Origin of the sequence: Pseudomonas qingdaonensis, from assembly GCF_018398475.1 — a bacterium.
Taxonomy (GTDB): Bacteria; Pseudomonadota; Gammaproteobacteria; order Pseudomonadales; family Pseudomonadaceae; genus Aquipseudomonas; species Aquipseudomonas palmensis.
This window is the reverse complement of record NZ_CP074676.1, coordinates 5,635,571-5,648,927: the sequence shown is the minus strand read 5'-3', so window position 1 is coordinate 5,648,927 and position 13,357 is coordinate 5,635,571. Positions and strand designations below refer to the sequence as shown.

11 protein-coding genes and 1 pseudogene are annotated in these 13,357 nt (G+C 66.2%); 6 read left to right on the top strand and 6 right to left on the bottom strand.

Going from position 1 to position 13,357, the window contains the following annotated elements; all coding sequences use genetic code 11:
* Positions 1-86 precede the first annotated feature (86 nt).
* The 3 genes and pseudogenes from gcvT to gcvP all read left to right on the top strand — a co-directional run bounded on the left by gcvT (position 87) and on the right by gcvP (position 4,554).
* A complete protein-coding gene (gene gcvT / locus KH389_RS25850; RefSeq protein WP_058541754.1) occupies positions 87-1,169 on the top strand; it encodes a glycine cleavage system aminomethyltransferase GcvT in 1,083 nt (360 codons plus the stop codon).
* A gap of 45 nt (positions 1,170-1,214) precedes the next feature.
* Entirely contained in the window at positions 1,215-1,598 is a 384-nt protein-coding gene (gene gcvH / locus KH389_RS25845) for a glycine cleavage system protein GcvH (RefSeq protein WP_043863412.1), read from the top strand.
* A gap of 83 nt (positions 1,599-1,681) precedes the next feature.
* Positions 1,682-4,554, top strand: a pseudogene (gene gcvP, locus KH389_RS25840) (aminomethyl-transferring glycine dehydrogenase).
* Between the two features lie 62 nt (positions 4,555-4,616).
* On the opposite strand, the gene KH389_RS25835 reads toward gcvP, so the two are convergent.
* From KH389_RS25835 to KH389_RS25815, 5 genes are all read right to left on the bottom strand, one after another.
* Entirely contained in the window at positions 4,617-4,931 is a 315-nt protein-coding gene (locus KH389_RS25835; protein WP_043863414.1) for a DUF2388 domain-containing protein, read from the bottom strand.
* 71 nt (positions 4,932-5,002) lie between these two features.
* Positions 5,003-5,452, bottom strand: a complete 450-nt coding sequence (locus KH389_RS25830; RefSeq protein ID WP_213606507.1) for an NfeD family protein — start codon at positions 5,450-5,452, stop codon at positions 5,003-5,005.
* A gap of 2 nt (positions 5,453-5,454) precedes the next feature.
* A complete protein-coding gene (locus tag KH389_RS25825) occupies positions 5,455-6,375 on the bottom strand; it encodes an SPFH domain-containing protein (protein ID WP_043863416.1) in 921 nt (306 codons plus the stop codon).
* 83 nt (positions 6,376-6,458) lie between these two features.
* Complete coding sequence (locus tag KH389_RS25820; RefSeq protein ID WP_054915508.1) at positions 6,459-8,201, bottom strand: GspE/PulE family protein; 1,743 nt, start codon at positions 8,199-8,201, stop codon at positions 6,459-6,461.
* Between the two features lie 89 nt (positions 8,202-8,290).
* A complete protein-coding gene (locus KH389_RS25815; RefSeq protein ID WP_043863418.1) occupies positions 8,291-8,632 on the bottom strand; it encodes a hypothetical protein in 342 nt (113 codons plus the stop codon).
* Positions 8,633-8,758: 126 nt separating this feature from the next.
* Between KH389_RS25815 and KH389_RS25810 the strand changes: the two genes are divergently transcribed.
* Positions 8,759-9,223 carry an Lrp/AsnC family transcriptional regulator gene (locus KH389_RS25810; RefSeq protein ID WP_043863419.1) on the top strand — a complete coding sequence of 155 codons (465 nt, stop codon included), beginning with the start codon at positions 8,759-8,761 and terminating at the stop codon, positions 9,221-9,223.
* A gap of 3 nt (positions 9,224-9,226) precedes the next feature.
* Here the strand turns inward: KH389_RS25810 and KH389_RS25805 are convergent, their stop codons facing one another.
* Positions 9,227-10,594 (bottom strand): CYTH domain-containing protein, encoded by a 1,368-nt coding sequence (locus KH389_RS25805; RefSeq protein ID WP_054915510.1) that lies wholly within the window; start codon positions 10,592-10,594, stop codon positions 9,227-9,229.
* A gap of 120 nt (positions 10,595-10,714) precedes the next feature.
* On the opposite strand from KH389_RS25805, the gene argE reads away from it, so the two are divergent.
* Both argE and argA read left to right on the top strand, forming a co-directional pair.
* On the top strand, positions 10,715-11,872 hold the full coding sequence (gene argE, locus KH389_RS25800; RefSeq protein WP_043863421.1) for an acetylornithine deacetylase: 1,158 nt from the start codon (positions 10,715-10,717) through the stop codon (positions 11,870-11,872).
* Positions 11,873-11,995: 123 nt separating this feature from the next.
* Complete coding sequence (gene argA / locus KH389_RS25795; RefSeq protein ID WP_043863422.1) at positions 11,996-13,294, top strand: amino-acid N-acetyltransferase; 1,299 nt, start codon at positions 11,996-11,998, stop codon at positions 13,292-13,294.
* Positions 13,295-13,357 lie beyond the last annotated feature (63 nt).

Here is a 13,357-nt window from a genome sequence, read left to right as displayed (position 1 = left end):
CGCGGCATTCGCTGCGGCCGATCAGCACCGGGTAGCTGAAACGCTGCCCTCAGCCGCAGCCTCGCCACGCCCGGAAGGAGAAACCCATGGGACAGCGTACGCCTCTTTATGACCTGCACCTGGCGCTTGGCGCCAAGATGGTCGATTTTGGCGGTTGGGACATGCCCCTGCATTACGGCTCGCAAGTCGAGGAGCACCACCAGGTGCGCCGCGACTGCGGGGTCTTCGATGTCTCGCACCTCACCGTGATCGATGTGCACGGCGCCCAGGCCACGCCCTGGCTGCGCTGGTTGCTGGCCAACGATGTGGCCAGCCCGAATGCCCACGGCAAGGCCCTGTACAGCACCCTGCTCAACGAACAGGGCGGGGTGATCGACGACCTGCTGGTCTACCGCACCGACGACGGCTACCGACTGGTGGCCAACGCCGCCACCCGCGACAAGGACCTGGCCTGGCTGCAGGCCCATATCGGCGACTACGACGTGCAGGTGCGCGAGCGTCCCGAACTGTCGATCTTCGCTGTGCAGGGCCCGCATGCGCGGGACAAGTTGGCCGAACTGGTGAGCAGTGACCGTGCGGCGCTGATTCGTGAACTGGCCCCCTTCGAAGGCCGCAGCAGTCGCGACTGGTTCATCTCGCGTACCGGCTACACCGGCGAAGACGGCCTGGAGATCACCCTGCCGGCAGAGCAGGCCCCGGCGTTCTTCAACGACCTGGTCGGCGCCGGTATTGCCCCCAGCGGGCTGGGCGCGCGCGATACCTTGCGCCTGGAAGCGGGCATGACGCTGTACGGACAGGACATCGACGAGGCACACTCGCCACTGACCTCCAACCTGGCCCACAACATCGCCCTGGAACCGGCCGACCGCGACTTCATCGGACGCCGTGCGCTGGAGGCCGAACAGGCCGCAGGCGTGCAGCTGAAACTGGTCGGCCTGGTGCTCGAGGAACGCGGTGTACTGCGTGCGCATCAGGTGGTGCGAATCGCACAGATTGGCGAAGGGGAGATCACCAGTGGTAGTTTCTCTCCTACGCTGAGCAAGGCGATTGCCCTGGCCCGCGTGCCGGTGGCTACCGCCGACCGCGCCGAGGTGGAAATTCGCGGCAAGTGGTACCCGGTACGGGTGGTCAAGCCGACCTTCGTGCGCCAGGGCAAGATCCTGATCTGAATTCATTCCGGCGGGCCGACCGCTGACCTGTTGAGGAAAGACACTATGAGCAATATCCCCGCCGACCTGCGTTTTGCCGAGAGCCACGAGTGGGCCAGGCTGGAAGCCGACGGTACCGTCACCGTGGGCATCAGCGACCACGCCCAGGAAGCCCTGGGCGACGTGGTATTCGTCGAACTGGCCGAGGTCGGCAAGGTGTTCGCGGCCAAGGACGCCGCCGGGGTGGTGGAGTCGGTGAAAGCCGCTTCGGATATCTACGCGCCGGTCAGCGGCGAAGTGATCGCGGTCAACGAAGACCTCAGCGACAGCCCTGAGAACCTGAACAACGATCCTTACGCCAGCTGGATCTTCAAGCTCAAGCCGTCCAACCCGGCAGAGCTGGAGCAGTTGCTGGACGCTGCCGGCTACAAGGCCGCCATCGGCGAGTAGTTTTTCCCGCACGAACGGCAATCCCTTCCTAGACTCAATAAGCCTCGACCCCTCGAGGCTTGGTCTTGGAAGAGAGAGCCGCTATGTCCCAGTCGCCGTCCCTGAGCCAACTGCACGATCCCAACCCGTTCCTGCGTCGTCATCTTGGCCCGGATGCGGCCGAGCAGCAGGCGATGTTGCAGGCCCTGGGCCTGAGCAGTCGCAGTGAACTGATTGAGCAGACCGTCCCGCCGGGCATTCGCCTGAACCGCCCGCTGGAACTGCCCCCGGCGCTTGATGAACAGGCCGCCCTGGCAAAACTGCGCGGTTACGCCGAGCAGAACCAGGTGTGGACCAGCCTGATCGGCATGGGGTACCACGCTACCCTGACGCCCACGGTGATCCTGCGCAACGTGCTGGAGAACCCCGGCTGGTACACCGCCTATACGCCTATCAGCCGGAGATCGCCCAGGGTCGCCTGGAGGCGCTGCTCAATTACCAGCAGATGGTCATCGACCTGACCGGGCTGGACCTGGCCAATGCCTCGCTGCTCGACGAAGCGACGGCTGCTGCCGAAGCCATGGCTCTGGCACGGCGCATGGCCAAGTCGCGCAGCAATGCGTTCTTCGTCGATGAACATTGCCACCCGCAGACCCTGTCCGTATTGCAGACCCGCGCCGAGGGCTTCGGCTTCGAGCTGATCGTCGATGGGCTGGACAACCTGGACAAGCACCGGGTGTTCGGCGCGCTGCTGCAATACCCCAACACCCACGGCGGGGTGCACGACCTGCGCCCGGCCATCGAGCAGCTGCATGCCCAGCAGGCGCTGGCCTGCGTCGCCGCCGACCTGCTGAGCCTGGTGCTGTTGACCCCGCCGGGCGAGCAGGGCGCCGACGTGGTGCTCGGCTCGACCCAGCGCTTTGGCGTGCCCATGGGCTACGGGGGCCCGCACGCGGCCTACTTTGCCTGCCGCGACGACTTCAAGCGCGCCATGCCAGGGCGCATCATCGGCGTTTCCAAGGACGCGCGCGGCAACCTGGCGCTGCGCATGGCCCTGCAGACCCGCGAACAGCACATCCGCCGCGAGAAGGCCAACTCCAACATCTGCACCGCGCAGGTGCTGCTGGCCAACATCGCCGGGTTCTATGCCGTGTACCACGGGCCCGAAGGGCTCAGGCGCATCGCCCAGCGGGTGCACCGGCTCACGGTGATCCTGGCTGCCGGCCTGCAAGCCAAGGGGCTCAAGCGCTTGAACGAGCACTTCTTTGACACCCTGACCCTGGACGTCGGCGGCAGCCAGACCGCGATCATCCAGAGCGCCGAGGCCGCGCAGATCAACCTGCGCATCCTGGGCCGCGGGCACCTGGGCGTAAGCCTGGATGAAACCTGCGACGAGGCCACGGTGCTGCGCCTGTTCGGCATCTTTCTGGGCGCCGACCATGGGCTGAGCGTGGCCGAGCTGGATGCCCAGGCGCAGCACAGCGGCATCCCCGACGCCTTGCAGCGCCAGTCGGCGTTTCTGACGCACCCGGTGTTCAACCTGCACCACAGCGAAACCGAGATGCTGCGTTACCTCAAGCAGCTGGAGAACAAGGACCTGGCCCTCAACCAGTCGATGATCCCGCTGGGCTCGTGCACCATGAAGCTCAACGCCAGCAGCGAGATGATCCCCATCACCTGGCCGGCCTTCGCCAACCTGCACCCGTTCGCGCCGCTCAGCCAGGCCCAGGGCTATACCGCGATGATCGACGAGCTGGAGCGCTGGCTGTGCGCGATCACCGGTTTCGATGCCATCTGCATGCAACCCAACTCCGGTGCCCAGGGTGAATACGCGGGGCTGCTGGCGATCAGCAAGTACCACCGCAGCCGCCAGCAGGGTCAGCGCGATATCTGCCTGATCCCGGCCTCGGCGCACGGCACCAACCCGGCGTCTGCGCAGATGGCCGGCATGCAGGTGGTGATCGTGGAATGCGATGTGGCGGGCAACGTCGACCTGGCCGACCTCAAGGCCAAGGCCCAGGCGGCAGGTGAGCGTCTGGCCTGCCTGATGGCCACCTACCCGTCGACCCACGGTGTGTACGAGGAAGGCATCAGTGAGATCTGCGAGGTTATCCACAGCCACGGTGGCCAGGTGTACATGGATGGCGCCAACCTCAATGCCCAGGTCGGGTTGGCGCGGCCGGCGGACATCGGTGCCGATGTATCGCACATGAACCTGCACAAGACCTTCTGCATTCCCCATGGCGGTGGCGGGCCGGGCATGGGCCCGATCGGCGTGCGTGCACACCTGGCACCGTTCGTGGCCAGCCATCCGGTGGTGCCGGTGCCCGGGCCCGACCCGCAGAACACCGCGGTCAGTGCGGCGCCCTGGGGCAGTGCGAGCATCCTGCCGATCAGCTGGATGTACATCGCCATGATGGGGCCGCAACTGGCCGATGCCAGCGAGGTGGCGATCCTGTCGGCCAATTATCTGGCCCAGCAGTTGGGCGGGGCGTTCCCGGTGCTGTACCGCGGGCGCAATGGGCGGGTGGCGCATGAGTGCATCCTCGACCTGCGGCCCTTGAAGACGCTGACCGCCATCACCGAAGAGGATGTGGCCAAGCGCCTGATGGACTACGGGTTCCATGCGCCGACCATGTCGTTCCCGGTGCCGGGCACCTTGATGGTGGAGCCGACCGAGAGCGAGTCCAAGGCCGAGCTGGACCGCTTCGTGGAGGCGATGCTGAAGATTCGGGCCGAGATTGCAGAGGTGCAGAACGGCAACTGGCCAGCCGAGGACAACCCGCTCAAGCGGGCGCCGCATACCTTGGCGGATGTGCTGGGGGTGTGGGAACGACCTTACTCGATCGAACAGGGTGTTGCGCCGAGCCACCATGCGCGGCTGCACAAGTACTGGCCGGCGGTGAACCGGGTGGACAACGTGTACGGGGACCGCAACCTGTTCTGTGCGTGTGTGCCGGTGGAGGATTATCGCTGAGGCCAGGGCCTCGTGGCCGACAAGGCTGGCTCCTGTAGGAGCCGGCATTGCCGGCGAGGTGATTACTCGGTCACGGCATTCTGCGCCAGGATCGCATTGGCCAGCTCCATGTCGCTGACCTGCAGCCCTGGCTGCTCGGCACGCACACGCTGCATGGCAGCCTCAAGATACGGCCCGCTGATCTGGCCGTTGCTGGCCACATAGCTGCTGGCATCTTCCTGCGCCGCCACCACCAGCTTGTGGTCCTTGAAGGTCAGGTAGGTGGAGCCGGTGGTGGCACCGGACGAAATCACATCACGCCAGAAGCCATCAGCCATCGCCGAGCCAACCGGCAGCGACAACAAGGCAAGGGTGGCAACCGCAAGTTTGACGCGCATGGGGCTTACTCCAGTGTGGGGGCTATTATGGTGCGTTGGATCGTGATTTCCCCAGGCAAGTTCCCCAGGGCCTACGGTGCGGGGCCAACCTGCAGTATCGCGCCGTCCTGCGACAGCACTTGCACCGGGGTGCCCACCGGCATGTCCGGCCCGCGGACCATCCACACCCCGTCGCCGACCTTGATCTTGCCGCGACCGCCCACGATGGCCTCCTGCACCACGAAGGTCCGGCCGATCAGTTCCTGGCCGCGCATGTTCAGCCCCGGCGCATCGCTGGGGCTGGCATTGCTGCGCTGACGGTGCCACCAGAACACTGCGGTGAATACCGACAGCAGGCCGAACAGCAGGAACTGCAAGGTCCACGGCAACTGCGGGACGACGAAGGTAATCACGCCCACGCCCGCCGCCGCCACCCCGATCCACAGCAGGTAGCCGCCGGCGCCGAACACCTCCAGGATCAGCAGCAGCGTACCGAGCGCCAGCCAGTCCCAGAACGACAGGTGTTGCAGGTAGTCCCACATGCTCAGCCCTTCTTGCCGTCGAAGGTGGCCCGCACGATCTCGCCGATGCCGCCGACGGCGCCGATCACCTGGCTGGCTTCCAGCGGCATCAGCACCACCTTGCTGTTGTTGGCCGAGGCCAGCTTGCCCAGCGCGTCGACGTATTTCTGCGCCACGAAGTAGTTGATGGCCTGCACATTGCCGTTGGCGATGGCCTCGGACACCACCTGGGTGGCGCGGGCTTCGGCTTCGGCCTGGCGCTCGCGGGCCTCCGATTCCAGGAAGGCCGCCTGACGCTCACCCTCGGCCTCGAGGATCTGCGCCTGTTTCTTGCCTTCGGCGGTGAGGATGGCAGCCGCCCGCAGGCCCTCGGCTTCGAGGATCTGCGCACGCTTGACCCGCTCGGCTTTCATCTGCCCGGACATGGCGGCCATCAGGTCGGCCGGCGGGCTGATGTCCTTGATCTCGATACGGGTGATCTTGATGCCCCACGGTGCGGTGGCTTCATCCACGGTGCGCAGCAGGCGCTCGTTGATGGCGTCGCGCTGGCTGAGCATGGCGTCCAGTTCCATGGAGCCGAGCACGGTACGGATGTTGGTCTGCAGCAGGTTGCGGGTGGCGTGCTCGAGGTTGTTGACCTCGTAGGCGGCCTGCGCCGTGTTGACCACCTGGAAGAAGCACACCGCATCGATCTGCACGGTGGCGTTGTCGGCGGTGATGACTTCCTGCGGCGGGATGTCCAGCACGCTTTCCATCATGTTGATCTTGCGCCCGATGCGGTCCATCACCGGCACGATGATGTTGAGGCCCGGCTTGAGGGTGGTGGTGTAGCGGCCAAAGCGTTCCACGGTCCACTGGAAACCCTGCGGCACCACCTTGAACCCCATGAACACCAGCGCCAGGGCCAGGCCCACGAACAACAGCATTACCATTCCGATTTGCATGACGTTTCCTTGGTCAGCAGGACTGAAAGTGCGCAAGCTTGGCATGTGGTCAGCTGTGCAGGCCAGCGCCGGATCATTTCATTTCATGCAGTAACGCGAATCACTTCTGTCAGTGTAGTCAGCCCTGCGGCGACTTTTTGCGCGCCGCTGGTGCGCAGGCTGCCCAGCCCCTCGGCCCGGGCCTGGCGGCGCAGGTTTGCCAGGTCGACGTCGCCCGACAGCTGCTCGCGCAGGCGTGGGCTCACAGGCAGCAGCTCGAACAGGCCGGTGCGGCCCCGGTAGCCGGTGTACCGGCAATCGCGGCAGCCTTCAGCCTGGCAGGTAGCGGTGGGCAGCGGCGCCTGCGGGTCGAGTTCGCGCCAGTGCGCCATGTCGAGCGGCTGCGCCACCTTGCACGCCGGGCACAGCGTGCGCACCAGGCGCTGGGCCAGCACGCCGACCAGCGTGGCACGGATCAGGTACGGCGCGATGCCCAGTTCCAGCAGGCGCCCGACGGCGCCGCAGGCATCGTTGGTGTGCAGGGTCGAGAGCACCAGGTGGCCGGTGAGCGCGGCCTGGATCGCCACCTGCGCGGTGTCGGCATCGCGGATCTCGCCGATCATGATGATGTCCGGGTCCTGGCGCAGCAGCGCACGCACACCGTTGGCAAAGCCCAGGTCGATGCCGGGCTGCACCTGCATCTGGTTGAAGGCCGGCTCGAGCTGTTCGATCGGGTCTTCGAGGGTGCACAGGTTGACCTGTGGCGTGGCCAGTTGCTTGAGGGTGGCGTACAGGGTGCTGGTCTTGCCCGAGCCGGTCGGCCCGGTCACCAGGATGATGCCGTGGGGCTGGCGCAGCATCGCCTGCCAGTGCTGCAGCGCCTCGCCGTCCAGGCCCAGCTGGGTGAAGTCCTGATGCAGCAGGTGCGGGTCGAAGATACGCAGTACCAGTTTCTCGCCGAACGCGGTGGGCAGGGTGGCCAGGCGCAGTTCGACCTCGGCGCCGGCGGCCGAGCGGGCCTTGATGCGGCCATCCTGCGGGCGGCGCTTTTCCGCGACGTTCATGCGCCCCAGGCTCTTGAGCCGGCTGACCACCGCCAGGGTCACCGCCGGCGGGAACTGGTAGGCCGGGTGCAGCAGGCCGTCGATGCGCAGGCGCAGGTGGCCCTGGTCGCGGCGCGGCTCGATGTGGATATCGCTGGCGCGCTGCTCGAAGGCGTACTGCAACAGCCAGTCGACGATGCCGACGATGTGCGTCTCGTTGGCATCGACGTCGCCTGCGCTGTTGCCCAGGTCAAGCAGTGCCTCGAGGCTGGCGCCTTCGGGCCCGGGCACGGCCTGCTGGCTGGCACCACTGACCGAGTGGGCCAGGCGAAACACCGCCTGGCTCAGCTCACGGATCTGCACCGGGCTGGCCAGCACCCGCTGCACCCTGCGTTGCAGCACCTGCCCAAGGTCGCGCTCCCAGCTGCGTACGTAGGGCTGGGCGCTGGCGACGGTCACCGTGTGGGCATCCACCGCGATGGCCAGAATCTGGTGACGCCGCGCGAATGCGGCCGACATCAGCCCGCCGAGGCTGGCTGCCTGCAGTGCCAGGGGGTCGATGCGCACATGGCGCTGGCCGGCCTGGCGGCCCAGCCATTCGCCCAGGGCATCGAGGTCCAGGGTATGGCCGGGGCGTTGCAGGTCGTTCAGGCCGCGTCGGGCGATGCGCTCCAGCGGATGTGTGGGTTCATTGGCAGCCTGCGGCCAGGGGCGCGCACAGGCGGGGCTGATGCGTTGCTGGGCGAGCAGTTCGGCGAGCAGGGTGTCGAGGTCGAGCCAGCGATCGGGCGGCGTGGCAGGCATGGGGCTTCCTTGCGAAGGTCGGACGGCCAGCCAAGGCTAGCTGCCAGCGGACCACAGGGCCTGTCGCAAGGGTTGCCGGATTTTTCTGTTCAGCGTGCCTGCTGCAATGGCATGCGCGAGGCCGCCAGAGGCTCGACGCTGACCTGGGCGACACAGATCAGGTTGCGCATTTTCTGTGCAATCAGTTCGGCGCGGTGCCAGCTCAGCCCGGCTACGCCGATCTCCAGGTTCAACAGGTCGTCCTGCTGCTGCATCTGTACCTGGTGCGGGGTGAGGAACTGCAGGGCAAACAGGTTGAGCACGCGGCACAGGCTGTCCGGCTCGGCTTCCACCTGCAGGCTGTAGCGCACGCTGCTGTGCGCAGCATTGGCGGCCCAGACATCGCTGCGCAGCGGGGTGACGGGGCTGTCCAGCCGTTCGTGGGCGCTCATGGGAAATCTCCGGTTTCGATGGAGGAATTTTTACATCTTCAACCGGGTATTTTTTCTCTATGATCGAGCGATCTGCGTAATCTGCGCATTGTTCGATTCATTAATGGCGCCTTGAGGGGATAAAACATGCAAAGCCAACTGGACGCCTACGATCGACGTATCCTGGCTCTGCTGCAGGAGGATGCGTCGCTGTCCAGCGCACAGATTGCCGAACGGGTCGGCCTGTCGCAGTCGCCGTGCTGGCGGCGGATCCAGCGGCTCAAGGAGGAGGGGGTGATTCGCGGGCAGGTGACCCTGCTCGATCGCAAGAAGATCGGCCTGAACACGCAGATTTTCGCCGAGGTCAAACTCAACGCCCACGGGCGGACCAACTTCGCCGAATTCACCGAGGCGATCCGCGAGTTTCCCGAGGTGCTGGAATGCTATGTGCTGATGGGCGCAGTGGACTTCCTGCTGCGCATCGTCACCCCGGACATCGAAGCCTACGAACGATTCTTCTTCGAAAAGCTGTCGATGGTGCCGGGGATCCAGGAGGTCAACTCGATCGTGGCCTTGTCCGAAATCAAGTCCACGACCAGCTTGCCGGTGTAGCCGTCACTTGCGCAGCAGGTGCTTCCAGCCGCGGCTCTGGAACACCGCCATGGCCTGATGCACACGGGCTTCGAGCACGTCGTCGCTGATTGGCAGGCTGGCCAGTTCGTGCAGCTTGTTCAGCTCGCCGAACAGGCGGTCCAGGTCGGGGCTTTCCAGCACCTGGCGGGCATGGTGCAGCCAGGCCAGCAGGCGCTCGATGCGCGGCAGCTGTTCGGCCAGGTCTTCAGGCTGGCGGTGGTACAGCGGCAGTTGCAGCGCGTTGGCTTCGTCCGACAGCAGCACCTTGAGCCAGTTGCCCAGTTGCGCAGCGCCCTGGCGGTCGCCACGCTTGTTGCGCTCGACGGTCCAGCCACGGGCCAGCAGCCAGCGCGAGGTGTCCAGCGAGAACTGGCCCCAGCGAGTGTCGAGCAGTTCTTCGGCGAACTGCTCGGGCGCCGCGCGGCGCACGTCTTCGTCGTCGTTGCCGGCCAGCACCAGCGGGCGCCAGTCCTCGAGCAGGGCGTCGAGGCTGGCACGCAGGGCGCTGGTGGTCGGGCGTGGCGCGGCCTGGCCCAGGCTGCCGAGCAGGGCGCGCAGTTCGGCCAGGCTCTGGACCCAGTCCTGCAGCAGGCGCCAGTGTCCGTTGAACAGGTACTGCTCGGCCAGGCGCTGGCTGCTGCCCAGCAGGTGCCAGGCCAGTGCCGCGAAGGCATCGTCCAGCGGCATCTCGGCGTTCAGTTCAGCAGGCGGCAGGCTCACGGCGAAGCTCGAGGGGTCGAGCAGGCGGTAGCCGCGTTCGGCCTTGCTGATGTCGCACGGCATCAGCGGCAGGCTGGCGGCCAGCTCGGCGGCCAGTTCCAGCAGTGCGGCCGGGTCGCCTTCACGCAGTTCCAGCTCCAGCTCGCAGATGGCTTCCTTCTGCTTGCCGGCCACTACATGGCCCAGGTCCAGCGCAGCCTCGATGACCACCTTGGCCTTGCCACGGCCCCAGGCGATTTCGGCGTACTCGCGGGTGAAGTCGGTGCTGAACAGCGGCTTGATGGTCTTCTTGTCCAGGTCGGCCAGCTCGGCCGGCCATACCTGCTCGTCGAGCTTCTTGAGGTCGAGCTTGGCCTTGGGCAGCTGCCATTCGTGCTCGTTGCGTACCGACAGCCCGGCGGTGCTGTGGCCACGGGCCTTGAGGGTCTGGATCACCACGTCGCCGTCACGGCGCAGGCGCAGGGCCACCTTGGCTGCGGCCAGGTCGCGTTCTGGGGTATCGAAATATTGATTGAGCAGCTCGCGCTGCTGCCAGCCGGACTTGTTGCGCTTCTTCAGCAACGGGTGTTCGCGCAGGGCAGCGAGGGTCTCGCGGCTGACCCGCAGTTTGAGTTCGGTTTCTTTGTTCATTGCTGGCAGGCTCGATGACTGGGTGCGTCTTGGCCGTGCAGTGTACAGGAGTCGGCCGCTGACGGTTTATTCCAGGTGCCCGATAGCCCTATGATGGGCCTCGTACCGAGGAGAATGCGCATGCCTTTGCCGCCGCTCAAAGACCAGTTCGCCGCCCTGATCGCCACGCCGTCGGTCAGTTGCACCCAGCCGAGCCTGGACCAGTCCAACCGCGCGGTGATCGACCTGCTGGCCACCTGGCTGGGTGACCTGGGTTTTGCCTGCGAGCTGCAGGAGGTGACGCCGGGCAAGTTCAACCTGCTGGCCAGCTACGGCAGCGGCCCCGGCGGCCTGGTGCTGGCCGGGCACAGCGACACGGTGCCCTATGACCCGCAGCTGTGGCAGACCGATCCGCTCAAGCTGACCGAGGTTGACGGGCGCTGGGTGGGCCTTGGCAGTTGCGACATGAAGGGCTTCTTCGCCCTGGTGATCGAGGCGGTACGCCCGCTGCTCGAGCAGCCGTTCAGGCAGCCGCTGCTGATCCTGGCTACCTGCGACGAGGAAAGTTCGATGTCCGGCGCCCGCGCCCTGGCCGACGCCGGCCGCCCGCTGGGCCGTGCAGCGGTGATCGGCGAGCCGACCGGGCTGCGCCCGATCCGCCTGCACAAGGGGGTGATGATGGAGCGCATCGATATCCTCGGGCGCAGCGGTCATTCGTCCGACCCGAGCCTGGGCCACAGCGCCTCGGAGGCGATGCATGCGGTGATGGGCGAGCTGATGGGCCTGCGCCGGCAATGGCAGCAGCAGTACAGCAACGCCCAGTTCAGCGTGCCGCAGCCGACCATGAACTTCGGCTGCATCCACGGTGGCGACAACCCCAACCGTATCTGCGGGCAGTGCGCCCTGGAATTCGACCTGCGTCCGTTGCCGGGGATGGACCCGGAAGTGCTGCGTGCGGCGATCCGCAGCAAGCTGGCGCCGCTGGCCGAACAGCACCAGGTGAAGATCGACTACGCGCCGCTGTTTCCCGAGGTGCCGCCGTTCGAGCAGGCCGCCGACGCCGAACTGGTGCGCGTGGCCGAGCGTCTTACCGGGCATACGGCCGAGGCGGTGGCCTTTGGTACCGAGGCGCCTTATCTTCAACGTCTGGGCTGCGAAACCCTGGTGCTGGGCCCCGGCGACATCAGCTGTGCCCACCAGCCGGGCGAGTACCTCGAAATGTCACGCCTGGAGCCTACCGTGCGTCTATTGCGTGAGTTGATCGGGCATTATTGCCTCAACCCGGTAATTGCCCGCTGATTTCAACCGTTTTTACCCAAGGAGAACGCGCGTGACGCCAGACCTGTTGCGACGATAACCCTTCGAGCGCTGTGTGCTTTTCCGTTCTTGTCCTTTTTCCACAGGTTTCTACAGGCTCTGGTTATGCCCGAATACGTCAATTGGCTGCGTCATGCTTCGCCTTACATCAATGCCCACCGCGACTGCACCTTCGTGGTCATGCTGCCCGGTGACGGGGTCGAGCACCCCAACTTCGGCAATATCGTCCACGACCTGGTGCTGCTGCACAGCCTGGGCGTGCGCCTGGTGCTGGTGCACGGTTCGCGCCCGCAGATCGAAAGCCGCCTGGCCGCCCGCGGCCTGAGCGCGCACTACCATCACGGCCTGCGCATCACCGATGCGGCCACCCTGGAATGCGTGATCGACGCGGTCGGCCACCTGCGCATCGCCATCGAGGCGCGCCTGTCGATGGACATGGCCGCGTCGCCGATGCAGGGTTCGCGCCTGCGCGTGGCCGCCGGCAACCTGGTCACGGCGCGCCCCATCGGCGTGCTCGAAGGCGTCGATTATCACCACACCGGCGAAGTGCGCCGGGTCGATCGCAAGGGCATCAATCGCCTGCTCGACGAGCGCTCCATCGTGCTGCTGTCGCCGCTGGGCTATTCGCCCACCGGCGAGATCTTCAACCTGGCCTGCGAAGACGTCGCCACCCGTGCGGCCATCGAGCTGGGGGCCGACAAGCTGCTGCTGTTCGGCGCCGAGCGCGGGCTGATGGATGAGAGCGGCAGGCTGGTGCGTGAGCTGCGCCCGCAGCAGGTGCCGGCGCATCTGCAGCGCCTGGGCTCGGACTATCAGGGCGAGTTGCTGGACGCGGCCGCCGAAGCCTGCCGTGGCGGTGTGGCGCGCAGCCACATCGTCAGCTATGCCGAGGACGGTGCGCTGCTCACCGAGCTGTTCACCCGTGACGGTGGCGGCACGCTGGTGGCTCAGGAACAGTTCGAGAAGGTGCGCGAGGCGGCCATCGAGGATGTCGGCGGCCTGCTGGACCTGATCAGCCCGCTGGAAGAGCAGGGCATCCTGGTGCGGCGTTCGCGCGAGGTGCTGGAGCGCGAGATCGAGCAGTTCAGTGTGGTGGAGCGCGAGGGGATGATCATTGCCTGCGCGGCGCTGTACCCGATCGCCGATTCGGAGGCGGGCGAGTTGGCGTGCCTGGCGGTGAACCCGGAATACCGGCATGGCGGGCGTGGCGACGAGTTGCTGGAGCGCATCGAGACACGGGCGCGGGAGATGGGCTTGAAGACCTTGTTCGTGCTGACGACGCGCACGGCGCACTGGTTCCGCGAACGCGGCTTCGTGCCCAGCGAGGTGGAGCGGCTGCCTGCGGCGCGGGCTTCGCTGTACAACTACCAGCGCAATTCGAAGATCTTCGAGAAGGCGCTTTAAGGGCTTCGCCGGCAAGGCCGGCTCCTACACGGTCACATCGACCCTGTAGGAGCCGGCCTTGCC